The organism is Streptomyces sp. NPDC006798 (genome assembly GCF_040635975.1).
Taxonomy (GTDB): Bacteria; Actinomycetota; Actinomycetes; order Streptomycetales; family Streptomycetaceae; genus Streptomyces.
The window spans coordinates 125,708-151,633 of sequence record NZ_JBEYIS010000010.1; the positions used below are offsets into that span (position 1 = coordinate 125,708).

Annotated in this window: 18 protein-coding genes; 4 read left to right on the forward strand and 14 right to left on the reverse strand. The window is 73.7% G+C overall.

Annotated features, from left to right (window positions below):
- Positions 1 to 359: 359 nt before the first annotated feature.
- Positions 360 to 833 (reverse strand): Rrf2 family transcriptional regulator, encoded by a 474-nt coding sequence (locus ABZ714_RS09405; protein WP_358824555.1) that lies wholly within the window; start codon positions 831 to 833, stop codon positions 360 to 362.
- Positions 834 to 912: 79 nt separating this feature from the next.
- Here ABZ714_RS09405 and ABZ714_RS09410 point away from each other — a divergent pair, with 79 nt between their 5' ends.
- Positions 913 to 1,656, forward strand: a complete 744-nt coding sequence (locus tag ABZ714_RS09410; RefSeq protein WP_358824556.1) for an NAD(P)H-binding protein — start codon at positions 913 to 915, stop codon at positions 1,654 to 1,656.
- A gap of 144 nt (positions 1,657 to 1,800) precedes the next feature.
- Here the strand turns inward: ABZ714_RS09410 and ABZ714_RS09415 are convergent, their stop codons facing one another.
- The 9 genes from ABZ714_RS09415 to ABZ714_RS09455 form a co-directional block, all read right to left on the reverse strand.
- Positions 1,801 to 3,342, reverse strand: a complete 1,542-nt coding sequence (locus tag ABZ714_RS09415) for an FAD-binding protein (RefSeq protein WP_358824557.1) — start codon at positions 3,340 to 3,342, stop codon at positions 1,801 to 1,803.
- On the reverse strand, positions 3,339 to 4,238 hold the full coding sequence (locus ABZ714_RS09420) for an aminotransferase class IV (RefSeq protein ID WP_358824558.1): 900 nt from the start codon (positions 4,236 to 4,238) through the stop codon (positions 3,339 to 3,341). Before ABZ714_RS09420 ends, ABZ714_RS09415 begins: the two co-directional genes overlap by 4 nt.
- Position 4,239: 1 nt before the next feature.
- The gene (locus ABZ714_RS09425; RefSeq protein ID WP_358824559.1) at positions 4,240 to 5,514 is read right to left on the reverse strand and encodes an FAD-dependent monooxygenase; all 1,275 of its coding nucleotides are present in this window, start codon (positions 5,512 to 5,514) and stop codon (positions 4,240 to 4,242) included.
- Positions 5,515 to 5,576: 62 nt separating this feature from the next.
- Complete coding sequence (locus ABZ714_RS09430; RefSeq protein WP_358824560.1) at positions 5,577 to 7,196, reverse strand: AMP-binding protein; 1,620 nt, start codon at positions 7,194 to 7,196, stop codon at positions 5,577 to 5,579.
- A gap of 92 nt (positions 7,197 to 7,288) precedes the next feature.
- Complete coding sequence (locus tag ABZ714_RS09435) at positions 7,289 to 8,761, reverse strand: AMP-binding protein (RefSeq protein ID WP_358824561.1); 1,473 nt, start codon at positions 8,759 to 8,761, stop codon at positions 7,289 to 7,291.
- 145 nt (positions 8,762 to 8,906) lie between these two features.
- Positions 8,907 to 11,069 carry an aminodeoxychorismate synthase component I gene (gene pabB, locus ABZ714_RS09440; protein WP_358824562.1) on the reverse strand — a complete coding sequence of 721 codons (2,163 nt, stop codon included), beginning with the start codon at positions 11,067 to 11,069 and terminating at the stop codon, positions 8,907 to 8,909.
- Positions 11,070 to 11,118: 49 nt separating this feature from the next.
- A complete protein-coding gene (locus tag ABZ714_RS09445; protein WP_358824563.1) occupies positions 11,119 to 12,483 on the reverse strand; it encodes a 3-deoxy-7-phosphoheptulonate synthase in 1,365 nt (454 codons plus the stop codon).
- A gap of 60 nt (positions 12,484 to 12,543) precedes the next feature.
- Positions 12,544 to 13,998, reverse strand: a complete 1,455-nt coding sequence (locus ABZ714_RS09450; protein WP_358824564.1) for an aldehyde dehydrogenase family protein — start codon at positions 13,996 to 13,998, stop codon at positions 12,544 to 12,546.
- On the reverse strand, positions 13,998 to 15,146 hold the full coding sequence (locus ABZ714_RS09455) for a phenazine biosynthesis protein (RefSeq protein WP_358824565.1): 1,149 nt from the start codon (positions 15,144 to 15,146) through the stop codon (positions 13,998 to 14,000). Before ABZ714_RS09455 ends, ABZ714_RS09450 begins: the two co-directional genes overlap by 1 nt.
- Positions 15,147 to 15,509: 363 nt before the next feature.
- Between ABZ714_RS09455 and ABZ714_RS09460 the strand changes: the two genes are divergently transcribed.
- The 3 genes from ABZ714_RS09460 (at position 15,510) to ABZ714_RS09470 (ending at position 17,854) form a co-directional block, all read left to right on the forward strand.
- The gene (locus ABZ714_RS09460) at positions 15,510 to 15,989 is read left to right on the forward strand and encodes a carboxymuconolactone decarboxylase family protein (protein WP_358824566.1); all 480 of its coding nucleotides are present in this window, start codon (positions 15,510 to 15,512) and stop codon (positions 15,987 to 15,989) included.
- A gap of 81 nt (positions 15,990 to 16,070) precedes the next feature.
- Complete coding sequence (locus ABZ714_RS09465) at positions 16,071 to 16,676, forward strand: hypothetical protein (protein WP_358824567.1); 606 nt, start codon at positions 16,071 to 16,073, stop codon at positions 16,674 to 16,676.
- Complete coding sequence (locus ABZ714_RS09470; RefSeq protein ID WP_358824568.1) at positions 16,673 to 17,854, forward strand: FAD-dependent monooxygenase; 1,182 nt, start codon at positions 16,673 to 16,675, stop codon at positions 17,852 to 17,854. Before ABZ714_RS09465 ends, ABZ714_RS09470 begins: the two co-directional genes overlap by 4 nt.
- Before the next feature lie 15 nt (positions 17,855 to 17,869).
- Here the strand turns inward: ABZ714_RS09470 and ABZ714_RS09475 are convergent, their stop codons facing one another.
- The 4 genes from ABZ714_RS09475 to ABZ714_RS09490 all read right to left on the reverse strand — a co-directional run bounded on the left by ABZ714_RS09475 (position 17,870) and on the right by ABZ714_RS09490 (position 25,662).
- Positions 17,870 to 19,009, reverse strand: coding sequence for a ParB N-terminal domain-containing protein (locus ABZ714_RS09475; protein WP_358824569.1), 1,140 nt, complete (start codon positions 19,007 to 19,009; stop codon positions 17,870 to 17,872).
- Positions 19,010 to 19,234: 225 nt separating this feature from the next.
- Positions 19,235 to 20,710: a 3-carboxy-cis,cis-muconate cycloisomerase gene (gene pcaB, locus ABZ714_RS09480; protein ID WP_358824570.1), complete on the reverse strand. Its 1,476-nt coding sequence runs from the start codon at positions 20,708 to 20,710 to the stop codon at positions 19,235 to 19,237.
- A complete protein-coding gene (locus tag ABZ714_RS09485) occupies positions 20,707 to 22,683 on the reverse strand; it encodes an FAD/NAD(P)-binding protein (protein ID WP_358824571.1) in 1,977 nt (658 codons plus the stop codon). Before ABZ714_RS09485 ends, pcaB begins: the two co-directional genes overlap by 4 nt.
- 681 nt (positions 22,684 to 23,364) lie before the next feature.
- Positions 23,365 to 25,662: an MMPL family transporter gene (locus ABZ714_RS09490; protein ID WP_358824572.1), complete on the reverse strand. Its 2,298-nt coding sequence runs from the start codon at positions 25,660 to 25,662 to the stop codon at positions 23,365 to 23,367.
- Between the last annotated feature and the right edge of the window lie 264 nt (positions 25,663 to 25,926).

The following is a 25,926-nucleotide window of genomic DNA, read 5'->3' on the forward strand; positions in this document are numbered from 1 at the left end:
TCACACCAGGAAAAAACGGCATGCGCCGCTACTGCCGGGCATAAACTCTGTCCTTCGGGCAGGTCGCATGAGCCCCCGCCTTCGACACATCAGAGGGAACCATATCCCCCTCGTGATGACTGCACATTTCAAGCCAGAGGTGCAGATTTTGCTGAAAAAAAGAAAGGCTGGAATGCCTCGCTCGAATCCGGGGCCGCCATGGTGCCGCGGCATGCCGGGGCCGTCGTGCGCGGCCGTTCGTCCGGCGGGAGCACCCGCGCGGCGGTTCCGGCGGGTTCCCACCGGCAGACGGGGTGACGTGGCGGTTTCGCCCAGCCGTCCGGTGCCCGGCCGCCACTGCCCGCCGGGGTGCCGTGGAGTCAGGCCGCGCCGGTGATCCGCCGCCGGGTCCGGGCGGGCGCCGTGGCGGGAAGTCCGGCGACGATATCGGCCAGCGTGACGCCGGAAAGGCTGTCCCGCCAGGCCCGGTGGGCGTCCGCCATCTTCTCGGCGAGGACACAGGTCCGCCGGCAGTCCTCGGGCGGCAGGGCGCCGAGTCCCTGCTGCCGGATCTCCCGGCATTCGTAGGGCGCGGAGGTGCCGTCGACGGCCTCGACGATCTGGAGCAGGGTGATCTCGGCCGCCCCCCGGGCCAGCCGGAACCCGCCGCGCGGGCCGGTGGTCGCCGTCAGCACCTCCGCCCGGACCAGCATCTTGAGCTGCTTGGCGAGATAGGGGGCGGGCAGGTCGTAGTACCGCGCGAGCTGCGCGGCCGACGCCGTGTCCCCCGCGTCGAGCTGCGCCAGCGTCGTCGCGCAGTGCAGCATCCATTCGGTACTTCCAGGCAGCTTCACAACCAAATCCTATCGCAGACAATATGGACCCATCGTGTCCGTGATAGCGTCGCGCCGTCGTCGAGAGAAGGAGATCAGCATGCGGATCGCCGTTGCCGGTGCGACCGGGAACATCGGTGCCCTGACCGTCGCCGCCCTGGAGCGCGACGGACATCAGGTCGTACGCATCAGCCGCTCGCTGAAGGTGGATCTGCTGACGGGCGATGGGCTGGACGAGGCCCTGACCGGAGTCGACGCCGTCATCGACGCGACCAACTGCACGGCCTCCGACCCGGAGGAGACGGTGCGGTACTTCGGCACCACCAGCCGGAAGCTGCTCGCCGCAGGTCAGCGGGCGGGCGTCCGGCACCATGTGCTGCTGTCGATCGCGGGGGTCTCCCGGGTCGAGGGCAACGCGCACTACGCGGGCAAGCGGGAGCAGGAGCGGCTGGTCGCCGAGGGGCAGGTGCCCTGGACGATCGTGCCCGCCACCCAGTTCCACGACTTCGCCGAGATGGTGACGAGCTGGACGGAGCAGGACGGGGTCGCCACCGTCGCCCCGCTGCTCGTCCAGCCGATCGCGCCCGCCGATGTGGCGGACGTTCTGGCCGAGATCGCCGTCGGCGACCCCAAGGGGCACTACGTCGACGTCGCCGGGCCCGAGCCCCAGGACCTGGTGGACATGGCCCGCCGTACCCACCTGGCCCGGGGCCGCGAGGTACGGCTCGTACCGACCTGGTCCGGGCTGTTCGGCCCCGCGATGGCCGGTAACGCGCTGCTGCCCGCCGAGGGTGCCCGGATCGCGCCCACCACCTTCGATCAGTGGCTGGCCGGACTGGGATAGCGGCGCGGCCCGTCGGCGGGCCGGTGGATCCGGGGTGCGCCCGCGACCGCACCCCGTACCGCCGCCCGCCGGGGCCGCCCGGCCCCGGGCCGACCCGGGCCGACCCGGTCCGCCCGGACCCGAGGGCCCCGGCCCGCGCGGGAGCTAGACCGGGATCGACTGCGGGAAGGTGAAGAAGCCGTCCGGGTCGTACGACCGCTTGATCTCGCTCAGCCTCGGCAGATTGGCGCCGTAGTAGGCCCGCGCCCAGTCGGGAAGGACGGTGTCGGGGAAGTTCACGTACGAATGCCCGTTGGAGTACGGGTCGATCGCGCCGAAGACGCCGTTCAGCCAGCTCTGGGCGGCCGCAGCGTCCTCGGCGGCGGGTGTCGGCGAGCCGAGGCTGACCGTGATCGTCCCGCTGTACAGCGTGTTCCGGTGCGGCCACGCGGTCGAGCCGACCGGCGGCAGATTGGCGTTCTTGCCGAGGCCCAGGAGGCTGACGACCCGCCCCTGACCGGCCCGCCGGTCCGCGTCGAAGGCGGTCAGGAACCCGTCGACGCCGCCCTGGGGCAGGATCCGCTCGAACATCCGGCCCCGGTTCCTGGCCCAGCTCTGCCGGGGCAGGGTGGCCTCGGGGCTGCTGCCCGTCGTATGACACGCGTCGACCGTCCGGTCCTCGCAGCCGAAGACCCGCATCATCGCCCGGTCGTACGGGACCTCCGAGACGACCCGGGTCGCGGGCGGGGCGCCGACCAGTGAGACCAGCGCGGCCAGTTCGGACTCCAGCTCCGCCGCCGTCCCGAAGTGCACACCGGAGACGATGATCACCGGCTGGTTGCCGGGCCGGGCGTCCCGCAGGGAGACCACGGCACCGCAGGCCAGATCTGCGGACGCCTGGGCCGACCAGTTCAGGAACCCGGGTACGGCCCGCTGCGCCTGGTCCCAGCTCCAGGTCAGCACGTAGTGGCCGACCCTCGGGATCGTGGTGGGCGCCAGCCGGAACTCGGTCACCACACCGAAGTTCCCGCCGCCACCGCCGCGCAGCGCCCACAGCAGATCGGCGTGCTGGTGCTCGGAGGCGGTGACGATCCGGCCGTCGGCGAGTACCACCCGGGCCGATACCAGCCGGTCGGAGGCCGGACCGTACTTCCGGTACTGCCAGCCCGTCCCGCCGCCGGTGACGAACCCGCCCGGGCTGACCGTCGCGCAGAACCCGCCGGGGACGGTGACGCCGTGCGGGGTGAGCTGAGAGACCACGTCCACGGCCTGGACGCCCGAGCCGAGCGCCACCGGGCCCGATCCGGCCCCGGACCCGGCCCTCACATGGTTGATCCGGGTCAGATTGATCACCAGGCCCTCGGTGGTCGACCAGCCCGCGCCGTTGTGGCCGCCGCTGCGGATCGCCGTATGGATCCCGTGGTGCCGGGCGAAGAGCAGGGCCGTCCGGACGTCCCACTCGTTCTCGGCGTAGACCACCGCCTGCGGTGTGATGGTGTCGAACTGGGCGCTGGCCAGTTGCCGGGCCCGGTCGTAGTCGGCGTCGCCCGGCAGGACCACGTCGCCGGTGAGCATGTCGCGCAGCAGGCTCCACCGGGTGCGTATGTGCCGCCGCCGGGGCAGGGCGGCGGCGGGTCCGCCGGTGGCGAGCGCTCCGGCGGCGGTGAGGCCCGTACCGGCGGCGAGTAAGGCCCTGCGGTCGATCATGTGGGGATTCCCTTTCGAGTCGGTTCGGGGGTGTCGGTACATCGGTCGTCGCGGGGCGGGCGGAGCCCGGGCGGCGGGGGCAGCGGCTCCGCCGTCCCCCGGAGTACGGCCCGCCAGCGCCCGGCGCGGGGGGCGGGTGCGGCGGGCCGGTCCGCACCGGCCCAGTGCGTCACGGGCCGGATCCCGTGCAGGGCGTTGACCAGCCAGACCTCGCGGTCGTACAGCTCGACGGGGGTGGCCCGGCCGGGCCGTACGGTGATTCCGAGCCGGTGGGCCGCCCGCTCGATCAGGGCGCTGGTGACACTGGGCAGTACGTGGTCGGTGGCGTCCGGCCGGACCAGTTCGGGCCCGTCCCACCAGAGCAGGCCCGCCGTGGTGGACTCGGTGACGTAGCCGTCGGACGTGGTGAACAGGGCGTCGTCCGCTCCGGCGGCGACGGCCACCGCCCGCACTTCGGCCAGCCGTTCCAGGTCGGGGCCCTTGCGGCGGGGTGCCTGCCGGGGGTCGGGACGGGACCACGGCAGTACGCGGATGCCCGTACCCAACTCCGGTGCCGTACGGAGCAGCAGGGCGAGGCCGCCGTCCGGGGCCAGCTCCGCGCGGGGGAACCAGGAGCCGGCACGGGGGAGTTCGGCGACCAGGTCCCGCCAGAAGCGCTCCAGGTCACCGTCCGCCAGACCCTCCTGGCGGCAGGCGCCGAGGAATCTGTCCCGGTGGTGGCCGATGCCCCGGACCCGGCCCTCCGCCACCAGCCAGGAGTCGGCGGCGGCGAGCCCGCCCGACGGGGCGGTGTCCGCCGGGGCGAACCCGCGGCCGGGTGTCCAGCCGAGCCGCCGTCCGGCGGGCGGGGTCGGCGGGGCGGACCGAGTGTGCCGGGTGCGCGGGGTGTGCCCCATCTCAGTACCGTCCCTTGGTGGTGCCCGCCACACCGTGGCGTGGACCGTACGGGGCCCGCTCCAGCCACTCGCCGCAGGAGGGCACGAGCGGGGAGAGCGCCGCGCCCGCCGCCTGCCGCAGCCGGGCCAGCCGGGTCCGCGGGCGCAGATGGGCCAGGGCCGTCCGGGCCGCCTCGTTGTTGAACTCGGCCGCCTCCTTGCGCTTCGTACCGAAGTCGCCGATGGCCCGCAGGCGTTCCTCCGGCCGGGCCAGGGCGTCGGCGACGGCGTCCGCGGCGGCGGCGGAGTCGGCGATTCCGCTGTTCATGCCGCGGGCGCCGAAGGGCGGGAAGAGATGGGACGCCTCGCCGACCAGGAGGACCCGGCTCCGGGCGTCGGTGAAGGTCTCGGCGACGACATGCAGGAAGTGGTAGCGGGAGACCCAGAGCAGCCGTTCGGCGTACTTCTCGCCGACGACCGCGGCCGTCCAGCGGGCGGCCCGCTTCTCGTCGGCCCATTCCTCGGGGGTGTCGTCGTCCTTGCACTGGAGGTCGAGCTGGAAGCCGCCGGCGAACGGTACCCGCATCACGCTCCGGCCGCCGAGCGCCGGGTGCTCGTAGACGAACACCCGCTCCAGCGGCAGCGGATCGGCGGGGTCCTCCTCGACGTCGACCACCACATGGAAGGCTTCCGAGCGCTCCCCGCGCATGGCGATACCCAGGGAGCGGCGGACCCGGGAGCGGGCGCCGTCCGCCCCGATCACGTACTGGGCCTCGTGGACGGTGCCGTCGCCGGTGAGGACCCGGACGCCGTCGGGGGAGGTCTCCACCTCGGTCACCGCCGCTCCCCAGCGGATGTCGACGCCTGCCTCGACACAGGCGGCCAGCAGATGGCGCTCGGTCTCGACCTGCCTGAGGCTGGTGAACGGAGGGTTGGCGCCGGACCGTTCCGAACGCTCCGGTCGCTCCGGTCGGTCCGGTTGCGGCGGTCGCGGCGGGTAGCTGCGGGCGAAGACCTCTTTGTCGCGGTAGACGGTGCGCCGGGTGGGCCAGATGACGCCGTTGTCGACCAGGGTCCGGTCGAGGCCGGGGCGCATCCCGCCGAGCAGGTTCAGTGACTCGCGGTGGACGAACAGGGCGCGGCTGCCGGGCCGTACGCGGTCGCTCGGATCGGCCTCCAGCAGGACGACGGGGAGTCCGCGGCCGCGGAGGGCGAGCGCGGCGGTGAGTCCGACCGGTCCGGCTCCGACGACCAGGACCGGTATCCGCTGGGACGGGCTGGGGTGCTCATCAGGCATGGGGTACGTCTCCCGGGGCGGCTTCGGCGGGGCTGGGGGTCTTTCCTTCGGATCGGGCCGGGTCAGTCGGCCGCGCCGGGCGCCGGGGCCGGTGCCGTCTGCTCGCGGAGCATCTTGGTGATCTCGACCCGGCGGACCTTCCAGGTCGAGGTCCGCGGCACGTCGTTGAACGGCCAGTGCAGCGGGGCGGCCAGCGGTGGCAGATCGGCGGTGGCGCGGGCCCACCGCTCGGGGTCGAGGGGCTCGTCGCGGCGGGTGCAGATCACCGGTACGGGCTCGCCGCCGGGGCCGATCACGATGATCGCCTCCAGCAGTTCCTCCAGCCGGGACATCAGGGTGTCCTCCAGTTCGAGATTGCTGTCGATGTGGTCGATCCGGTCGACCTCGCGGTCGATCAGATGCAGCTTGCCGAACCTCCCCAGATAGCCCATGTCGCCCAGCCGCCACCAGCCGTCGGTGATGTTCCGCAGATAGCGTTCGTGCTCGCCCAGGTAGGTCATGATGGTGCCCCGGCCGCGCAGTTCGAGATGGCCCGGCTGGTTCCGCGGCAGGACCCGGCCGTTGTCGTCGACGACCCGGAGCCTGATGAAGCCCGGCAGGACGTAGCCGACGTCGCGCCCGTCGTTCCGCCCGGCGCTCTTCTCCGTGTACCAGGCCCCGGAGATGGGGCCGGTCTCGCTCTGCCCGTAGAGCTGGATCAGCAGCGGGCGGGGGCGCCGGGACGCGGCCAGCAGCCGCTGGATGGTGCGGGGGTGGATGGCGTCGAAGGTGCTGCTGTAGTAGCGGACGCTGGAGAGCGGGGCGCCGGGCGCGTCGACCAGGTCTTCCCACTGGATGAAGTTGTTCGGATGGGTCTCGACGAGACCCGGGCGGTGCCGGACGAAGATCGGCGCGATCTTGTCGGGGTCGGGGTCGCTGAGCACGACCAGCGGATTGCCGTAGTTCAGGAAGACGCCGAGGGAGTGGAAGAACCGGGAGTGCACGAACGACATGCAGAGCGCTACGGTCTCCGACCCGCGGATCGGCCAGGCGATGATCTGCTGGGGCAGCAGCCGGTGGAAGAGCGCCCGGGCGTTGTGGACCATCAGCTTGGAGACACCGGTGGTGCCCGAGGTGTGGGTGATGAGGGCGGGCTCGGAGGAGTGCATCCGTACGGCGGGCCGCCGGGGCGCCCCCTCGACCTCGGCGATCAGCGGCAGGTCACCATGGCGCTCGGTACCGGCGAGCAGTGTGCCCCGGGTCAGATCCTGGACGGGCAGGCCGTCCAGCGGGCCGGTCAGCTTGGCGTCATCGGTGATCAGCCACGGCCCTTCCAGCCGGGTCAGCAACTGGCCCACGATCTCGCCGGAGAGCGCGGAGGAGATCATCACCGGGACCGCGCCGATCCGGGCCGCCGCGCAGGCGAGCAGGGCGATGTCGAAGTTGTCGGTCTTGTGGACGGCGATCCGCTCGCTCGGCCGGACGCCCAGCTCCCAGAGCCGGGCGGCGAGATCGGCCACCACATCGGCGAGTGAGGCGTAGTCGAAGTCGGTGCCGAGGTCGGGGAAGGTAGCCAGCGGCTGGTCGAGGGTGACCGGGGTGCCGGGGTGCTTCGCGGCGGCCCTCTCCCACAGCAGACCGAGGTAGAAGGCCCGTTCCGGCGAGGGGTTGGCGCGCTTGGCGAGCCGGGGGAAGGTGAACATGGCGCGGCTGCTTTCTCTTCGGATTTCTCTACGGGTTTCTCTACGGGGGACGGTGGAGGAGACGGGCGGGCGGGGACCGGCGGCGGGCCGGTTCACCACGTGCCCCGCCGGACGGCGAACCGCTGGAGCTTCCCGGTGGCGGTACGCGGCAGGGCGTCGACCACCGCCACACCGCGCGGGACCTTGTACGGCTCCAGATGGGCGCGGGCGAGGGCTACCAGCTCCGGTTCGAGGTTCTCGGGTACGGGTCCGGTACGCGTCGGGACGACGAAGGCGCGGAGCTTCGAAGCGCCCCGTTCGTCGGGCAGACAGGCGACGGCGACGTCGTGGACCGCCGGATGCCGGGCCAGTACCCGCTCGACCTCCACCGGGGAGAAGGTGACACCGCCGACCATTTCGAGGTCGTCGGTACGGCCCTCGTGGACGAGACAGCCGTCGGCGGTCCGGACCACCCGGTCATGGGTGTTGAGCCAGCCGTCGACCAGGTTCCGGGCCGTCTCCCGGGGCAGGTTGTGGTAGCCGGGGGTGATCGTGGGGCCGCTGATCCACAGTTCGCCGGGGGTGCCGTCGGGGACGGGCCGGCCGTCCCGGTCGCGTACCTCGACGGCGAAGCCGGGGACCGGGCGGCCGATGGTGCCGGGGACGTGGTGGCCGGGGCCGTTGGTGGTGATGGCGTGCCCGGCTTCGGTGGAGCCGAGCTGGTCGTAGACCGGGGCGCCGAGGAAGGCGGTGGCGCGTTCGCGGAGTTCGCCGGTCAGCCGCTCACCGGCGGAGACGGCGGCGCGGACGGTGGTGAAGTCGGCCGGGTCGGTCTCGGCGAGGAGATTGGCGTAGGCGGAGGGGACGGCGAAGAGATAGCTGACCCGGTGTTCGGCGGCGAGGGCCGCGATCCGGGCGGGCTTCGGCGGTCCCGGCTCCAGGACCGCGCGGGCGCCGGACCACAGGGGGAACGCCAGGGAGTTGCCGAGTCCGTAGGCGAAGAAGAGCTTCGAGACCGAGTGGATGACGTCGTCCGGGCCGATTTCGAGGATTCGCGCCCCGGCGCCCGTGTGGTAGCGCTCCAGGTCCGCGTGGCGGTGGACGACTCCCTTGGGGAGGCCGGTGGTGCCCGAGGTGTACTGGAGATAGAGGGGGTGGTCGCCGTCGACGGGGGCCGCCGGGGCGGGCAGCCGGGTGGCGGCGCTGTCGAGCAGTTCGCCGCCGCCGATCCGGGGGTGGTCCGGCAGGTGGTCGGCGAACTCCGCCCCGGCGACGACGAGGGAGACGGCGCTGTCCTCGGCGATGTAGCGGTGGCGGTCGGCGGTGAGCCGGGGGTTGACGAGGACCGCCACGGCGCCGAGCCGGGCGGTGGCCAGGAAGGCGACGACCCAGGCGATGCCGTCCGGGAGGGCGATCAGGACCCGGCGGCCGGTCTCCACGCCGTGCTCGGCGAGTACCCGGGCGGCCTTGGCGGACAGCTCGTGCACCTCCCCGTGGGTGATGGAGCGGTCCCCTTCGTGGAAGGCGGTACGTGTCGTCCACCCGTGCTCCGCGGCGGTCAGCTCGAGGGCTGCGGCCGTGTTCACCTGAGTGACTCCTCATCGTCGGTCGGTACGGGAGGGAGCGGGGCCGTGGCGTGCCGTGACATGCCGTGGCGTACGGGGCCGGGGGGTGCCGTGCCCGGACGGCGGGGGCGCCGGGCGCGGCGGCGGTCCCCGCGGGCCGGTCTCCTCACCGCCGTGCGGGCACCGGGTCCGCGGCGCGGTAGGCGCGCAGCGGGGCCGCGGCCTTGAGGACCATCTCGTCGAACTCGTCGTCGGCGTCGGAGTCGAGCACGATCGCGCCCCCGGCCCCGACCCGCCACTGGTCGTCCACCCGGACCGCGGTACGGATCACGATGTTCAGATCGGCGGTGCCGTTGGCGGAGAGCAGCCCGATCGACCCGGAGTAGACGCCGCGCGCCTCCGGCTCCAGTCCGTCGATGAGTTCCATCGTCCGGAGCTTGGGCGCGCCGGTCATCGAGCCGCCGGGGAAGCAGGCGCGGACCACGTCGACGGCGTCGGCGTCCGGCTTCAGCCGCCCCCGGACGGTGGAGACCAACTGGTGCACGGTGGCGTAGCTCTCGGTGGCCATCAGCCGGGGTACGTGCACGCTGCCGACCTCGCAGACCCGGCCGAGGTCGTTGCGGAGCAGGTCCACGATCATCAGGTTCTCGGCCCGGGTCTTGGCGCTGGCCGCCAGGGAGGCGCGGAGCCGTTCGTCCTGGTCGGGGTCGGTGCTCCGGGGCACGGTCCCCTTGATCGGCTTGGTCTCCACGGTGCCGGAGCGGTCGATACTGAGGAATCGTTCCGGCGACGAGCTGGCTATCTCGACCCCGGGCAGCCGCAGATAGGCCGCGTACGGGGCGGGGTTGGCGCGGCGCAGGGCCCGGTAGTAGGTGTAGCCGTCGCCGTCGGCGGGCAGCCGGAGCGAGGTCGTGAGGCAGACCTCGTAGGTCTCGCCGGCCCGCAGGTTCCGCTGGATCTCGCCGATCCGGGCCCGGTACTCCGCCCGGTCGTGGGCGAGCCACCGCTCCGGGTCGGTGCCGCCGCCGGTGGCGGGGACGGGCGTCGGCGGCCGCAGTGAGAGCAGGGCGGCCGCGGTCCGGTCCAGCCAGCGGGTGGCGGCGGCCTCGGTGCCGGGGGTGGAGTCGCTGAGGGCGAGCAGATAGGTGCTGTCCTGCTGGTGGTCGACGACGATCACCCGGTCGGCGAAGATCCAGGCGGCGTCCGGGGTCGGCGCGACGTGTTTGTTGACCGAGCCGAGGTCGCCCTTGAGTTCGTAGCCGAAGTAGCCGACGTAGCCGCCGGTGAAGTCGAACGGGACGTCGGTGACGTCGACCCGGCGGCGGCGGAGCTGGGTCTGGAGGTAGTCGAAGACCGTGCCCGGTGTCCGTTCCCGGGTGCCGTCGCCGCGGACGGTCTCCACCTCGCCGTCGGCCAGCCGGTAGCGGACGGTCTCGGCGAGGGGTCCGGACGCGTCGCCGAGATAGGAGAACCGGGAGCGGCCCGGCTCGACATGGGCGCTGTCGAGCCAGAAGGCGGGGGCCGGGGAGTCCGCGTAGAGCCGGGTGAAGGCGGCCTCGGTGTCGACGGCCGTCTCGATGGTCCGGAGCTGGATCCGGTATCCGGCGGCCGGTTCCGCCGGGCCGGGGGCGGTACGGGCGGGCGCGGTCGCGATCGGCCCGGCGGCTTCGGTGGCTCCGGCGATCCCGGTGACGGCGGGGGCGGTGGTGGCGGCGGTGGTACGGGCGGGGGCGGATCGGCCCCGGGCCCGGGTGAGGTCGCGGAAGTTGGCCAGCATCCGGCGGCCGTACTCGGTGCATACGGACTCCGGGTGGAACTGCACGCCCCACAGCGGCCGGGTGCGGTGCCGCAGGCCCATGACGACGCCGTCCTCGGACCAGGCCGTCGCCTCCAGGGTGGAGGGGAGGGGTTCGGCGACGCTCAGCGAGTGGTAGCGCACGGCGGTGAAGCCCTGCGGCAGTCCGGCGAAGACATCCTGCCCGTCGTGGTCGATCCGGCTCAGATAGCCGTGCCGGGGTTCGGGGGCGGGCACCACGGCCGCGCCCTCGGCGTGGCCGATGCCCTGGTGGCCGAGGCAGACGCCGAGCAGGGGGACGTCCGATGCGGCGATGGCGCGGGCGGAGATCCCGAAGTCGCGTTCGCGGGCCGGATGGCCCGGCCCGGGGGAGATCACGACATTGTCGAAGGCGGACAGGTCGAGGTCGGCGTCGTCATGGGCCCGCAGCGCGTCATTGGTCATGACGACGGGTTCGGCGTCGTTGACCTCGGCGATCAGCTGGAAGAGGTTGTAGGTGTACGAGTCGTAGTTGTCGATCAGCAGAGTTCTCATGGCTCGGCTTTCTGGGAAGTCGCGGACGGTCGGCCGGCCCGGGGCCGGTTCATCCCTTGGCGAGCAGTTCGGCGACGGTCCTGGCGGCCAGCCGCGCCTGGTCGTCGTTGAGCCGGGGGTCGCACAGGGACCGGTAGGCGCGGCCGAGGCCCGCCTCGTGTCCGGGTCCGCCGTCGCCCAGGCACTCCGTCACATGGGCGCCCGCGACTTCGAGATGGACGCCGCCCGGCCACTCGCCGGCCCGGAACAGGACCTCGAAGAATCCGGTGGTCTCGTCGAGTACGGCGCTCATCCGGCGGGTCTTGACGCCGTTCGCGGTGGTGACGGTGTTGCCGTGCATCGGGTCGCAGGCCCAGACCACGTCGTGCCCCGCGTCGCGGACGGCCGTGACCAGGGCCGGGAGGGCTTCCCGGATCGGCCCGGCGCCGAACCGGGTGATCAGGGTGAGCCGTCCGGCCCTGCGGTGCGGGTCGAGCCGGGCGCAGAGCCCGATGACGTCCTCGGGGCGGGCGCCGGGGCCGATCTTGACGGCCACCGGATTGGCGACCCGGGCGAGGAAGGCGACATGGGCGCCGTCGGTCCGGCGGGTCCGTTCCCCGATCCAGGGCAGGTGGGTGGAGAGCAGATACTGCTCCCCGGTGTGCGCGTCCCGGCGGACCAGGCACTGCTCGTAATCCAGGACCAGCATCTCGTGGCTGGTCCAGAGCCCGGTCCGGTGCCAGCCCCCGGCCGTTTCGACGGTCCGGCCGTACTCCTTGAGTACGGAGCGCAGGCTGCCGTCCCAGGCGCGGGTGGGCAGTCCGGGGCCGTGCAGGTCGGCCGGGTGTTCCGGCAGCAGTCCGGACGCGGTCCCGTGGGCGATCCGGTGGAGTTCGCCGAGGACGGCCCGGGCGCTGGAGTAGGCGGCGAGCATTCGCCGAGGGTCGGGGGTGCGGGCGGTCTCGTCGGGGGCGTGGGAGTTGACCATGTCGCCGCGGTAGACCGGCAGCCGCCGCCCGTCGACGGTCTCCTCGGGCCGGGAACGCGGCTTCGCGTACTGGCCCGCGATCCGGCCGACGGTGACGGTGGGCAGGGCGGCGCCGTCGCTGATGATCTCGGCCATCTCGCCCACGATCCGGTGCTTGCCCGCGACGGCGGCCAGTCCCCGGGCGCCCAGGGGTTCGGCGCAGTCGCCCGCCTGGAGCAGGAAGGACCGGCGGGCGGCGACATGGGCGAGGGCGGAGCCCAGCCGGCGGACATCGGCGGGGGCGGTGAGGGCGGGGGCCAGCGACAACTGGTCCTGGACCCGGTCCACCTCATGGGCGTCGGGCCAGCTCGGCTGCTGTTCGGCGGGCAGATTGCGCCAGTTGACGGCGGGCGGTACGGGGAGGACGGCCGGTTCCGCGGCGGCCGGTGGTACATCGGCGAAGGTCACGGCTTACTCACTTCCGTCGGTGGAGGGCGGGGCCACGGGCGGGGCCGCGTGTACGGGCCGTCAGGCCGCGGGCCCGGTACCGGTCGTGGCACCGGCACCCGTCGCGGGCCCGGTTCCGTACGCGGGCTCGGGCCCGGGCTCGGTTTCGGCCGTGATCAGGCCTTTCGGCTCCAGCAGGAACTGGGCCAGGCTGCCGTCGTGCGGTGTCTCGGGCGCGCCGGACCACGGCCGGACCCGCCCGGTGACCACCTTCCGTACGGACGGCTCGCGCAGTACGGCCCCGGCCAGCTCCGCGTGCTCGCCGGGCAGCCCGACGACCAGCGACTCCCGCAGCGGTGCGACCCCGTCGGCGGGCCGCCAGGGCGCCACCACGACGAAGGGGAAACCGAGTTCGGTCCCGGCGGGCGGGGCGTCGGCGCGGCCGACGGAGATCACCAGGGGGCGCAGCACCACGGTGCCGTCGCCCGGGTCGGCGAGCAGGGAGCCGCCGTAGCGGTGGCTGCTGTGGTCGCGCGCCCCGTCGGCGGCGGCCAGGCCGACGGCGTGGTCCGCGAGGGCCTTGCCGTGTTCGGGGCCGAGCGCCGGGAGGGCGGCGCGCTCGTCGGTGACCGGACGGACCGGGAGGGCGGCGAGCCGCTCCGCCAGCGCCTCGGCGAGGTCGTGGACGGAACCGCCGGTGAGGACGAGGGAGATGTTGTTGCACCGCACCCCGCCGTCGTCGGAGATCCAGTCGGCGAGGTCGTCCAGGAGTTCCTCGTCCTTCTGGTCCCCGGGGCCGAGCAGGACCTTGCTGCGGCCGGGGCCCCGGACGAGGACGTCGTTGCGCCGGCCGAACCGGGCCGCCGCCGCCGGGCCGCCGTACACCAGCCCCAGATCGGCCCTGGCCAGCAGGTTCTCGCCCGACTCGTGGTCACAGGGCAGGAATGCCACGGTGTCCGGGTCGAGACCTGCGGCGAGCAGGGCGGCGACGAGCCTGCGCGGGGTGAAGGGGTCCTTGCTGCCGGGGCGGACCAGGACCCGGGCGCCCATGGCGAGGGCGCGTACCCAGGTGACGTTGGGCTCGGGGTGGTTGTTGGGGACGACGGCGGCGAGCAGCGCGCCGCGCGGGACCCAGACCGTGCGGCAGCCGGGTACGGCGAAGGGCGCGGGCAGCTCCGCCCGGTTGATCCGGTCGATCATCCCCAGGCTGTTCCTGATGTTGCCGACCGCACGGTCGACGGCGCCGTACGGGGTGCCCGTGGCGAGGACGACCCGGCGGCGGTACGTCTCCGGCGACTCTCCGGCCAGTTCGGCCGTGGCGAAGAGTTCACCGGCGGCGGCGAACAGTTCGGGTACCGGGGCTGGTGCCGGGTCCGCCGCCCGCATCCGGTTGAAGGCGGCCTGGGCGAGCAGCCGGGGCGCCAGCCCGGCAGAGGCGAGCGGGGAGCCGTCGAGGGCGGTGAGGACCGTGCGGTCCCGGCTGGGGACGTCCCTCCCGCCGATGACGGGATCGACGGCGGGCAGGGGTTCGGACATCAGTAGACCCCCTCGATCGCGGTCGGCGCGCCCTCGGTCCGCAGGGGCTGGATGTCTGCGAGGCCGTCGATGTCGTCACCCTTGCCGGGCCGGACTCGTACGGCGGTGTCCCGTTCCGGCACATTGGGCAGGAACATGTCCCGGCTGAGCTGGTGGACGAGGACCTGGCCGCGTTCCCCGTAGGCGACCGGAAGGCCGGTCTCGGGGTGGACCAGCTCCACCACGGACTGCGGGAAGTAGGGCCGGAAGACGCAGGGGTGTTCGTCGCCGCTCTCCCGGGGGCGCTGCGGGGCGATGCCCATCACCGTATTGCCGTAGATCGCCGCGACCCTGGCCCGGGGGAAGAAGGTCTCCTCGATCTGGTGCAGCGATTCGGCGCTGATACTGGTACCGGCCCACAGGATCGCCTCCAGGGACCGTTCCAGCCGCTCGTACAGGCCGGGGCGGCCACAGACCGCCTCAAGGACCGGCGGAGTGATGAACAGGACGGCGATGTTCTGGCTGGCGACGACGAGTTCGATCTGGTCGAGCAGATATTCGCGGTACTCGGCGGCGAGTTCGGGGCGGCCGGAGGCGATCAGCCGCTTCACCCAGCGGGGATCGAAGTCCAGGGTGAAGCAGAGGGAATCGCGGAGCTGTGCCAGGTGCCGGACGGTCCGGCCGACGACATGCGGCCCGGTGGGGCCGACATGGAGCCAGTGTCCCCGGCCCGGGAAGCCGTGTCCGGCCAGGATCTCGCTCACCCAGTCGACGTTGGCGGTCCGCGCGGTGGAGTCCACCACGCGTTTGGGGGCTCCGACGGTGCCGCCTGATTCGAAGACCTCGAATCCGCCGCCTGTACTCCCGGCCGGGATCAGCGCCTCCACCGGGACGGTCCGCAACTTGCCGCTGAGGTCCGGGAAGCGGCGCAGGTCGGCCCAGTCCTTGATGTCGGTGAGCGGGTCGAAGCCGAGCCCGGCGGCCTCGCGCAGCCAGAACGGGGAGCCCGTCGCCGGGTCGAAGTGCCAGTTCAGAATGGCGCGCAGATGCTCCGGGGCCTCGGGATTCGGTGATCCCGGCGATCCCGGCGACGCGGTCGAAGTCCCGGGAGCCCCGGGAGCCGTACCGGAACTCCCCGCCGCCGGGGTGTCGTCTGCCAGCTCAGTCATAGGTCCAGCCGTTTCGTCGGATGGGTGCCACCTGGCACCGGGGTATCGGTCGCGAGTGCGCGCGGAGTGCCGTGGAGCCAGGGCGGGTACGCCTGCCGGGCCGGGCCGGGGCGAGGGGCGGGGGTGAGGGCGGAACGAGGGTGTGCGGCGGGTCCGAGGGGGGTGGCCGGGAGGGGCCGGCCGGGGTTCTCCCGCCCCGGCTGCCCGGCCTGTTCCGGGCCATGCCCCCGCTCCTGCCCTGCCCCGTCCCGAATTACCTTTTCCGTGAGGCATCTTGGCGGTCAAGCATTGCCCGGAGCCGCCCCGGTCAACTGCCGGACCGGGCACTGGCCGCCGTCGGCGGGCCGCTCCTACTGTCCCGCCATGACTAATGGGAGCAGCCGGAATCTCGACCTCGACGCCCTCTCCGGGCAGACCTACCAGTCGATGCACCGACTGGCCTCGACCGCCGCCAGGGCCGCCGGGGAGTCCGGTCTCGAAGGCGCGCTGGTCGAACTGGTCCGCATCCGGGCCTCACAGCTCAACGGCTGTGCCTTCTGCGTCGATATGCACACCATCGACGCCCGCCGCTCGGGCGAGTCGGAGCAGCGCCTCTACGCCCTCGCCACCTGGGAGGAAGCGCCCTTCTTCACCGAACGGGAGCGCGCGGCACTGGAGTTCACCGAGGCCGTCACGCTGATCCACGACGGCCACGTCCCGGACGACGTGTACGAGCGCACGGTGAAGGTCTTCGGAGCGGAGCAGCTCGCCCAGCTCCTCTGGATCATCGTGGTGATCAATGCCTACAACCGGGTCGCGGTCACCTCCCGCCGCGTCGCGGGCCACTACGCCCCCGGCGCCTGACCACCTCTGTTCGCCGTGCCGGGCCCACCGCCGCCCGAGCACCGGCTTCCGTACCTCCGACACCAGTGAAGAGGGCCCGCCATGTCCGCCGCCCCGAGCAGACCGATCCGCGTCCGACCGCTGCTGCGGGCCCTCCCGGTGGAGGCGTTCCACGACGCCTTCACCCGGCGGCTGCTGGCCCACCGGGGACTCACCACCGAGCTGCTGGAGCGGCACGGCGGACACCCCCTGCGGATCCGGGTCCTGGAGCAGACCCCGGCCGCGCCGGAACCGGCCGACCCGGCGCTCCGGGCCGTACTGCGGCTGGCCCCCGGCGTTCCGGCGCTGTCCCGCCGTACGGAACTGGTGACCCCCCGGGGCCGGGTGGTCTCCCGCAATCTGGTGCTCGGCCGGCTGCCGTCCGACGCCTCGGTCGCCGCGTCGGTCACCGGCCGGACCGCCCCCATGGGCCGTGCCCTGGCCCGGCTCGGCGTACCGAACCGGCGGACGCTCCTCACGACCGGTCTGGGCGTCTGGCCGGGACCGGACGGTGCCGCGCCCGCCGCCGCCCGGGAGTACCTGATCCATCTGGAGGGCGAGGCGCCGCTCTACGTACAAGAGACGTTCCATCCCGCCGTGGCGCCGCCGCACTCCGGCCGCGCGGCGCCGCTCCCGGAGCTCCGCGTACCGCTCGGCAGGACGGCATGAGCGACGCGCCCGTACCCGTACCCGCGCCCGTATCCGCCGTCGCCGTCGCCGTGGTGGGTGCCGGGCCGGTCGGGCTCACCGCGGCCCTGGCGGCGCGCGCCCGGGGCCTGGAGACCGTGCTCCTGGAGGCCCGCCCCCGGGACGCGGTACGCCCCGGCAGCCGGGCCGTCTTCGTCCACCGGGCCACCCTCGACCACCTCGCCCGGGTCGACCCCGGGCTCCGCTCGGAGATCACCGGGCGGGGGTTGGTCTGGAGCACCAGAAGCACCCTCTGGGCGGGCCGCCGGGTCCACCACCGGGTCTATCCCGCCCCCTCAGGGCCGGTCCCCTTCACCTGTCTCGCGCAGAACGAGGTCGAGGACGTGCTGCGCCGGGCCTGCGACGCGGCGGGTATCCGCACGGTCTGGGGCGATGCCGTACGGGAGCTGGAGCGCCGCCCCGACGGGGTCCGGCTGCGTACCGCCGCCGGTGCGGCCTACGACGCCGGATATGTGATCGCGGCCGACGGCGCCCGGTCCGCCGTCCGTGACCGCGCCGGGATCGAACTGGAGGGGAGTACGTCGGAGACGGAGTTCGTGGTGGTCGACGTCGAGGCGGCGCCCGGTTCCGGCGCCGCACGCGTCTTCCACTACCGGCACCCCGCCGCCGGGGGCCGCAATGTGCTGCTGGTCCCGTTCCGGGGCGGCTGGCGGGTCGACGTCCAGTGCCGCCCGGGCGACGACGCCCGGCGGACGGCCGCCACCGCGGACCGCTGGGTGCCGGGCCTGCTCCCCGGCATCTCCCCCGTACGGATCACCTGGACCTCGGTCTACCGCTTCCAGCGCCGCGTCGCCGCCCGCTTCACCGACACCCACCACCGCGTACTGCTGGCGGGCGAGGCCGCCCACCTGCTGCCGCCGTTCGGCGCGCGCGGGATGAACTCCGGTGTCGTGGACGCCGTCGAGGCCGCCCGCGCCGTCGCCGAAGGCACGGTCCCCCGGTACGCGGCCGAGCGGCGGGCCGCCGCGATCGCCAACGTACGGGCCGCGGGCGCCGCCCTCGACCATCTGCTGGCGGAGCGGCGCGGGCAGCGGGTCCGGCAGTGGGCCGCCGCCCGCGTCGCCGCCCACCGGCCGGCCGCCGGTCGCTGGCTGGACGCCGCGCCCTACGGACCCACGACCCGCACGGTCACCTATTGAGACCGGTGCCGTCACCTACTGACGGCCGGTGCCGGGGGCCGGGAGCCCGTCGGCGGGTCCGGGCGGGATCCGGTGCGCCGCCCGGGCCCGCCGGGCGAAGCTGTCCCACACCCGGGCGTTCTCCAGGGCGAGACCGGTGACGGTGTCCACGCGGTGCGGCGGCAGTTCGGTGGCGAGCCCCTGCCAGTGCGCGGCGGAGAGCGCGAGCGCGCTCAGCAGCCGCAGCAGCAGCCGGCCCGTCTCGCTCTGCCGCATCGCCGGGTCGCCGCACAGACGCCGGTAGACGTCCGCCGGGTCCTGCCCGCCCCCGCCGCTCGCACCATTGCTGACGTCCCGGTCCCGCGCGGCCGGTTGTTCCGGGGCGGCGGCGCCGGGCTCCGTACGGTCCCGGTGGCGCTCACCCGCCCGCTGCCGCGCCGGTACGGGATCCTCCCCGCGCAGCATCCGGTTCCGTACGTCGCGGACGGTGGCCGGGGCGAGTCCGGTCCGCCGGGCGATCTCCCGCATCGACGAACCGGGGGAGCAGGCCAGCAGCCGCTGCGCCTCGCGGCGGCCCCCCGCCGTGCTCAGCGGCCGTACCCGGCCGTCCCGGCCCAGACGCTCGGCCGACGCCGTGCCGGGGGAGTCCGTACCGGGGTCGGCGTCCCGGCGCAGGGACGCGACGGTATGGGGGGAGAGGCCGGTCACGGCGGCGATCGCCCGGTCCGCCCAATGGGGATGGGTCAGCAGGACGCGTTCCGCCGCCGCCGTGCGCTCGGCGAACGTCAGCGGCAGACCGTGCCGGGTGTTGGCCTCGACGGCGTACAGGAACGCCTCGTCGGCGGTGCAGTCGAGGAACCGCGCCTGGATCTCCTCCCGCCGCCGCAGCTCGGCGGCGCGCAGCCGGTACGTACCGTCGACGATCCGCATGGTCGGGCGGTGTACGACGATCGGCGGCAGGGCTTCCTCGGCGGCCATCAGGGCCCGCAGATGCTCCGCGTTCTCCGGGACGGTGCGGGGGGAGTCGGCGGGCCGCAGGACGGAGAGCGGCACCGGCGACGCGGCGGTGGGCTGCTGCCGCGAACGTCCGGGGAGCCGGTGGTGCGCGGGGTCCGCGGGGTTCGCGGGGTTCGCGGGGTGAATGGGGTGGGCGTCCGCGGTAGTCATCGGTTCCATGCCTCTCCTGACACCGGGTGTCCGCCGGGCTCGTACGGGCGGCTGCCGGGACCGGGCCGGGGGTGGGCAACCGTGCGCTGTGCACAGTTGCCCACCGAGGCGGCCGTCCTTCGCCGTTCGCCCTGCCTTCTTTGCCGTCCGTCTCCCGGGCGGCCGGGTGGTCACGGCACCGGCGACCGACCGGGCCGTCGCGCGGTCAGCCGGTCCGGTCGGCCGTCGGGGCGGTCAGCCGCCGGCCCGGTCCGCCGCCGGTCCGCCGTCCGCCGGTCCGGTCTCGCGGCCGGACTCCAGGGCGCGGTCCACGAGTTCCGCCGACGCTCCCGTGTAGCGGAGCGGATCGAGGAGTACGGCCAGCCGCTCCGGCCCGAGCCGGTCCCCGACCCCGGGGTGGGCCGCCAGAACCTCCCCGAGGGTCCGGCCCTCCCGCTCGGCCGTCGCCGACGCCTCGGTGAGCAGGGCCTTCGCCGCCGCCCGGCCCAGATGCGGGGCGAGGGCCGCGGCGACCCGCTCGGAGACGACCTGACTGCCGGTGACGGACAGGTTCTCCAGCATCCGCTCGGGGTGCACCCGCAGCCCGGCGAGCAGTTCGACGGCCGTGTGCGCGGCGCCTCCGGTCAGCCGCAGACAGCTCCGCAGCAACTCCCACTCCGCGTGCCAGGCGCCGGCCGAACGCTCGTCCTCGGCCAGCAGACACTGCGTCAGACCCGCCGCGATGACCGGCACTTGAAGGGCGGCGGCCCGGATCAGCGTGGCCAGGACCGGATTGCGCTTGTGCGGCATCGCCGACGACGCGCCCCGCCCCGCCCCGCCCGGCTCCGAGACCTCCGCGACCTCGGTCCTGGCGAGCGACTGGACGTCCAGGGCGATCTTGCCCAGCGCCCCGGCGGTGGTGGCGAGCGCGCCCGCCAGATCGGCGATCGGGGTACGGAGCGCGTGCCAGGGCAGCGCCGGGTCCGCGAGCCCGGTCTCCTCGGCGAAGGTACGGCCGAGTTCCCGTACGTACGAGCCGGTGTCCCCGGCCCGCTCCGGGCCGTCCAGCTCCGCGTACTCCAGATATCCGGCCAGGGTCCCGGCGGCACCGCCGAGCGAGACCGGGAGCCCGCCGTCGAGCAGCCGCCCGAGCCGGTCGGCGCAGTCGTCCAGCAGCCGCCGCCAGCCCGCCGCCTTCAGTCCGAAGGTGATGGGTACGGCCTGGAGTCCGAGGGTGCGTCCGGCCATCGGGGTGTCGCGGTGCCCGGCGGCGAGCCGGGCCAGCAGCTCCGAGCCGCGCGTCAGATCGGCCACGACGAGCCGCAGGGCGTTCCGCGATACCAGCATCGCGCCGGTGTCGAGGATGTCCTGGCTGGTGGAGCCCCGGTGGACGTACTCGGCGGCGACCGGGTCGGCCTCCGCCACGGCGTCGGTGAGGGCGCGGACCAGGCCGACCACGGGGTTGGCCGTCTCCCGGCTGCCCAGGGCGATCGCGCGGCAGTCGAACCGCTCCGCCCGGGCCGCCTCGGTGATCACCGCCGCCGCGCTCTTCGGCATGGTGCCGAGCCGGGCCTGGGACCGGGCGAGCGCCGCCTCGGCGTCCAGCATGGCCTGGAGCCAGGCCCGGTCGCCGACGGCCGCTTCGACGGGGGTGCCCGCCCGGACGGGCGTCAGCAGACCGGTGTCCGGCTCGGCGGTCGTATCCGCCGGTTCGGCCGTGCGATCGTTCACAGCGTCACCTCGGACATGGTGTGCGGGCCGGGTCCCGGGGCCGCCGGATCCGGCAGGGGCGCCGCCGCCGGGTCCAGGAGGGGCGCCATCAGCGCGGCGGCGATCGCGTCGGAGTCCCCCAGCGTCACGGAGTCCACGCCGGGGCGGATGCCCGCGGCGGTGGCCCAGTGCACGGCCTCGGTCGGTACTCCGTAGGCGAATCGGCGGGGATGGGGGCGGCCCTGGGCGTCGATCACATGGCAGGGCCGTTCGGTGACCGCGACCGCGCCCGTCCGGTAGCCGGTCCCGCCGGGCGCCCCGGGCACCGTGTGCGGGCGGGCCTGGCCGGACGCGAGCAGATGGGCGAGGAGCGGATCGGCGGTCTCCGGCAGGTCGGGTACCGGCAGCCGGGCCTCGATCAGTACCCGGCCCGGCACCGGCTCCCCGCCGATGGTCTCGGACCGGGCGGTGAACACTCCGGTTTCGTCGTCGGCGGCGATCCGCAGCCCGGGCCCGAGGACGTCGAGGACGCCCGCCTCGATCAGCGCGATCATCTCCTCGATCCGGCCCGCGGGCGGTCCGATCGAGAGGAAGGCGTTGAGGGGCGTGTACCAGTGGTCCAGGTGGGCGCGGTGCGATTCGCCGGTGAGCCCGGCGTGGTCGACGGCGAGCCGGACCTCGTTGCGCAGATCGCGCAGGACGTCGAGGGCGGCCTTCGCCGGTCCGCTGACATTGCCCTGCCGGGCCTCCGCGAGGTCCTTTTGGAGATAGCCGATGAGCCAGCTCCGGTACTCGGCGGGCCCGGTGAACTCGCGGTCCCGGTGCGGGTGGGCGATCCGGTCCCAGTCCCAGCGGTCCCCGGCGGCGACCCCGAACCGGTCCAGTACGGCCGTCCGTTCCCCGGCGGTCTCGGCGGCCAGGTACGGAGCGGCCAGCCGTTCGGCGTCGTTGGCCCGGCCCGCCCGGCGCAGCAGGACCTCGTAGTAGACGCACTCGACCTCGCGGGAGATCAGGGACCACAGCTCGGTGTGGAAGTCGATCCCGGTATCGCCCCGGCCGCGTAGCCGGGCGACGGTCCCGACGGTCAGCAGCCGCGGTAAGTAGCGGCCGTACGCGCCCTTCTCGTTGGCGCCGCGCGAGTGGTACGGGACCCCGCGCCGCGACCCCGCGACCAGCCGCGGCTCCGCCCCTGACGGCCGGTAGACGAGCCGGTCGCCGGTCCGTTCGTAGGTGCCGCCCCGGCCCTCGGTGAAGAGCGCCATGTGGTCGAAGAAGTTCAGGCCGAGGCCGCGGAGCAGTACGGTCTCGCCGGGCGCGACCGAGGAGAGGTCCAGATCGGCCGGGTTGGCCGGGGGGACGTAGCAAAGTCCGTGGCGGCGCGCGAAGGCGGCGTGCCCGTTCTGGGCGCGGTCGGCCCGGGACGGGGTGTGTCCCAGGGCGAGCACCACCGACGCCAGGCCCGCCAGGACGGTGCCGTCCTCCAGCCGCAGCCGCTGCTCGCCGCCGGGTTCGTCGTCCAGGGCCACCGCCCGGCCACCGTGGACCCGTACGGTGACCGGGGCCGGGGCGGTGCCGACCACCCGCCGGAACGCCCACTCCAGATAGCGGCCGTAGAGGGCCCGGGTCGGGTAGTCGTCCGGTCCGAGCCCCCTGACCTCGGGGAGGACGGCATCGGTCAACTCCCCCAGCGGGCCCATCAGGGTGAGGAACCGGGCCCACTCGTAGAGGCTCGGCCCTTCGGTCACCGGTCCCGTCATGGTCACCGAGTCGTCGGTGAAGACCGTGACCTGGGACGCCACCGTGTTCATCAGCAGATGGCGGCTCTGGTCGGTCCGCCATACGGCTCCGGGTCCTGGCGGGAAGGGGTCCACCACGTGCACGGTGACCGGGGTTCCGGGGCGCTCACGGGCGAACCGGGCGCAGAACCGCTCCAGTACGGAGAGTCCGCGCGGTCCGGCGCCGACGACGGCTATCTCATGGCGGGACCGGTTCACCGGGTGACTCCCCGCCGGGTGACTCCCCGCCGGGCCGCGCGCGTTCCGGATCCGCCGGATCCCGGAACGTACGGCCGGACGGATCGGACGGATCGAGCAGATCGGACAGGTTGGACGGACAAGATGGTCTCCCGAGGTCGTTCGGCCTGTGTGCCTGCCGATCTGGTCGCGCCGGACGGGGGTTCCGGGCGTCGGTGAAGGTCCTGCCGGTGTCTCCGGCCGCGCGATGGTGCCGGTGCCCGCGGCCGGTGTCCGCGGCCGCTGCCCGCGTGGGTGCCTGGATCCGTGCCGGTGCCTGTGCGCCTTTGCCGGCCGCCGGGCGGTCTCAGCGCGGCCGGGCGGGCGCCGCCGTGGCGAATGCCGGAGGACGGCAGTGCGGCGGAGGCCCACCGGTGTACGGGTTCGGCCCGTGCGAACCGGGCGCGCCCTCGGAGCAGAACATGTCCTCACCCCAGATACCTTTTGGTAAAGCTATCGAGTGAGATAGTAGCCGGTACAAGATGCGTGCTCAACCGACCTGGTTTTCCTGCGGATTCAGCAGGTGATGCCCCTTTCGGGCGCCCGGCCGGGCGGTACTGGCCCGCCCGGTGAAGGCACGAGAAAGCAAGAGAAGGCACGAGAAGCGGGACCCGGGCCGCCCGGCCCGGGTCCCGCTGTCATCCGATCACTTCGGGGGTGCGATCACCTCCGGGGCATACCGCCCACCGGCCCGGAGGGGTCCGCCGAGGGGTGCTCCGGCGCGTACCCGGTCCCGTACCCCGCCGCGTACGACGGCTCGGGGTGTCCCGGGTGTCCCGGGTACTGCGGATAGTCCGAGCCGTCCCGCCGGTCCGCCGGGTCCTGCTGGTTCTGCCCGTCCCGCTCGCCCCGCGAGGGCCACCACATCGCCCGGCCCAGGATCGCGGCCAGGGCCGGGACCAGGACCAGGGAGAGGACGAGGGCCGAGAGCAGGATCCCCAGCGCCGTCGCGAAGCCGACCTCCTGCGACGCCGGGCTCGCCGCCAGGCTGCCGAAGGAGCCCGCGAGGACCAGGCCCGCCGTGGCGATCGCGGGCGCGGTGTGCCGTACGGCCTCGGCGACGGCCCGCCGGGCCGGGACGGGCTTCGCCATCTCCTCCCGGATCCGGTCGCCGATCAGGATGTTGTAGTCCGTACCGAGCGCCACCACGAAGAGGAAGAGCACCAGCGGCAGGGTGAAGAGGACCCCCGGCCGGTCGAGCGTGTGCTGGAAGAGCAGGGTCGCCGAGCCCAGGGTGGCCGCGAAGCCGAGTCCGACCGCGACCAGCAGGACGAGCGGTGCGACCAGGGACCGCAGCAGCAGGAGCAGGATCAGCGCGATCAGTCCGGCCGCGATCGGGAAGACCAGCCGCAGATCCTTCTCGACGGCCTCGGAGACATCGGCGTAGATCGCCGCGGTACCGGTGATGTGCGCGTCCGCCCCGTCGGGCCGGTGCTCGGAGATCGCGGCCCGGACCGGCCCCGACACCAGCTCACGCGCCTTCGAGGACTCCGACCCCACCTTCAGTACGACCCCGATACTGGCCGCGTCGCGATCCGCGTCGTACCGCGCGGGCAGGACCTGCGCCACGCCCTCGGTCTTCCGCAGCGCGTCGCCGAGTCCGTTCACCGCCCGCTCGTCGAGGGGCTTGTCGCCGCGGACGTACACGGTGTGCGGGTCGACGGCGCCCGCGGGCATGCTGCGGGCGATCTCGTCGGCGACCTGGACGGCGTCGGTACGGTCCTGCTCCGGCATGTCGTAGCTCATCTTCACGCCCAGCGCGCCCGCCGAGAGCAGTCCGAGCAGGGCCAGGCTGCCGACCACGTACCGGACCGGCCGGTGGGCGACGGCGAAGCCGAGCCGGGCCGCGAAGCCGCCCCGCCGCTCGCGCTGCCACGCCTTCGACGGCCAGAACATGGCCCGGCCGGTGACGGCGAGGATCGCGGGCATCAGGGTCAGGCTGGCCAGCAGCATCACCAGCACGGAGACGGCGATCGCCGGGCCCAGCACCCGGAACTGCCCGAAGCTGGCGACGCCGAGGGTGGCGAAGGCGGCGACGATCGTCAGTCCGGCCGAGGTGACCGCGCCGCCCACCTTCGCGGCGGTCGTGGCGGCGGCTTCCCGGGCGTTCACCCCCGGGTTGTTCCGCAACTCCTCACGGAACCGGAAGAGCAGGAAGAGGAAGTAGTCGATCCCGATACCCAGCAGGACGACGGTGATCAGGGACGGTACGGACGCGTCGAGATTGATGTCGAAGAGTACGGCGAACCCGGCGACCGCGCCCGAGGCGACCCCGCCGACCAGTACACAGGCGATCAGCGGCAGCAGGGCGGCCAGCGGGCTGCGGAAGACGATCACGTTCAGCAGCAGGATCAGGACGATCGTCGCTATGTGGACGAGCTGCTCGCTCTCCTTGCTCGCCTCCAGGGAGTCGACGGAGGACGCGATACCGCCGGTGAACCCGGCCTTCATCCCGGCCCCGGTGAACTCCTTCCGGGCGTCGTCCCGGAAGTCCTTGTAGACGTCCTGGAGCCCGGGGTCGTTCATATTGCCCTTGAGGGAGAGGCTGACCAGCTGGAACGTGCCGTCGGGCGCGACGGTCCCCAGCCCGAGCCGGGGCTTCTGGGAGTAGTCCTCCATCAGCGGCATCTCGGGCTTCGCCGCCTCGATCCGCCGGTCGGCGAGTTCCCGGACGATCTTGCCGATCCGGTCCCGGTCGGCGGCGGTCAGCTTCTTCCCGTCGGTACGGGAGAGGAGCACGGTCGCCGCGTTGGCGTCGGGCTTCGCGCCGAACTCCTCCTCGGCGATCCGCAGGGCGGCGGCGGAGTCGTACCCCTTGGGCAGGAAGTCCCCGGTCTGGGAGTCGGTGGCCTTGTACATCAGGGACTGGCCGACGACGCTCAGGGCGATGCCGAGCAGCACCCAGACGCCGATCGTCAGCCAGCGTCGCCGCGTGGCGAACGAGGTGATACTGCGGATCATGGTCTTTTCGGCCTCTTCCGGGGACGGGGACGGACGGAACAGGTTCCGGAACCTGTTCGGAGCGGGCCGAACAGGTTCCGGAACGGGTTCCGGGAACGTCTCCAGCACATCAATCCGACCCCCCGCCGGGCATCGTGCGCGGGAACGGAGCCCGTTCCGGACCGGGGTCCGGGGCGGTCCGGGGGCAGGACCCGGGTACCGGACGGGAATCCACCGAGGTGAGGAGGGGTGGGGGGAGACCGTGGTCGGATGATGGGAGACCCT

Excerpts from the sequence above, each read along its gene's own strand:
- ABZ714_RS09490 (WP_358824572.1), bottom strand. The coding sequence starts at position 25,662 with ATGATCCGCAGTATCACCTCGTTCGCCACGCGGCGACGCTGGCTGACG.
- ABZ714_RS09470 (WP_358824568.1), top strand. The coding sequence starts at position 16,673 with ATGAGCGACGCGCCCGTACCCGTACCCGCGCCCGTATCCGCCGTCGCC.
- pabB (WP_358824562.1), bottom strand. The coding sequence starts at position 11,069 with ATGAGAACTCTGCTGATCGACAACTACGACTCGTACACCTACAACCTC.
- ABZ714_RS09425 (WP_358824559.1), bottom strand. The coding sequence starts at position 5,514 with ATGCCTGATGAGCACCCCAGCCCGTCCCAGCGGATACCGGTCCTGGTC.
- ABZ714_RS09430 (WP_358824560.1), bottom strand. The coding sequence starts at position 7,196 with ATGTTCACCTTCCCCCGGCTCGCCAAGCGCGCCAACCCCTCGCCGGAA.
- ABZ714_RS09460 (WP_358824566.1), top strand. The coding sequence starts at position 15,510 with ATGACTAATGGGAGCAGCCGGAATCTCGACCTCGACGCCCTCTCCGGG.
- ABZ714_RS09410 (WP_358824556.1), top strand. The coding sequence starts at position 913 with ATGCGGATCGCCGTTGCCGGTGCGACCGGGAACATCGGTGCCCTGACC.
- ABZ714_RS09455 (WP_358824565.1), bottom strand. The coding sequence starts at position 15,146 with ATGACTGAGCTGGCAGACGACACCCCGGCGGCGGGGAGTTCCGGTACG.
- ABZ714_RS09465 (WP_358824567.1), top strand. The coding sequence starts at position 16,071 with ATGTCCGCCGCCCCGAGCAGACCGATCCGCGTCCGACCGCTGCTGCGG.
- ABZ714_RS09475 (WP_358824569.1), bottom strand. The coding sequence starts at position 19,009 with ATGGAACCGATGACTACCGCGGACGCCCACCCCATTCACCCCGCGAAC.
- ABZ714_RS09420 (WP_358824558.1), bottom strand. The coding sequence starts at position 4,238 with ATGGGGCACACCCCGCGCACCCGGCACACTCGGTCCGCCCCGCCGACC.
- ABZ714_RS09450 (WP_358824564.1), bottom strand. The coding sequence starts at position 13,998 with ATGTCCGAACCCCTGCCCGCCGTCGATCCCGTCATCGGCGGGAGGGAC.
- ABZ714_RS09415 (WP_358824557.1), bottom strand. The coding sequence starts at position 3,342 with ATGATCGACCGCAGGGCCTTACTCGCCGCCGGTACGGGCCTCACCGCC.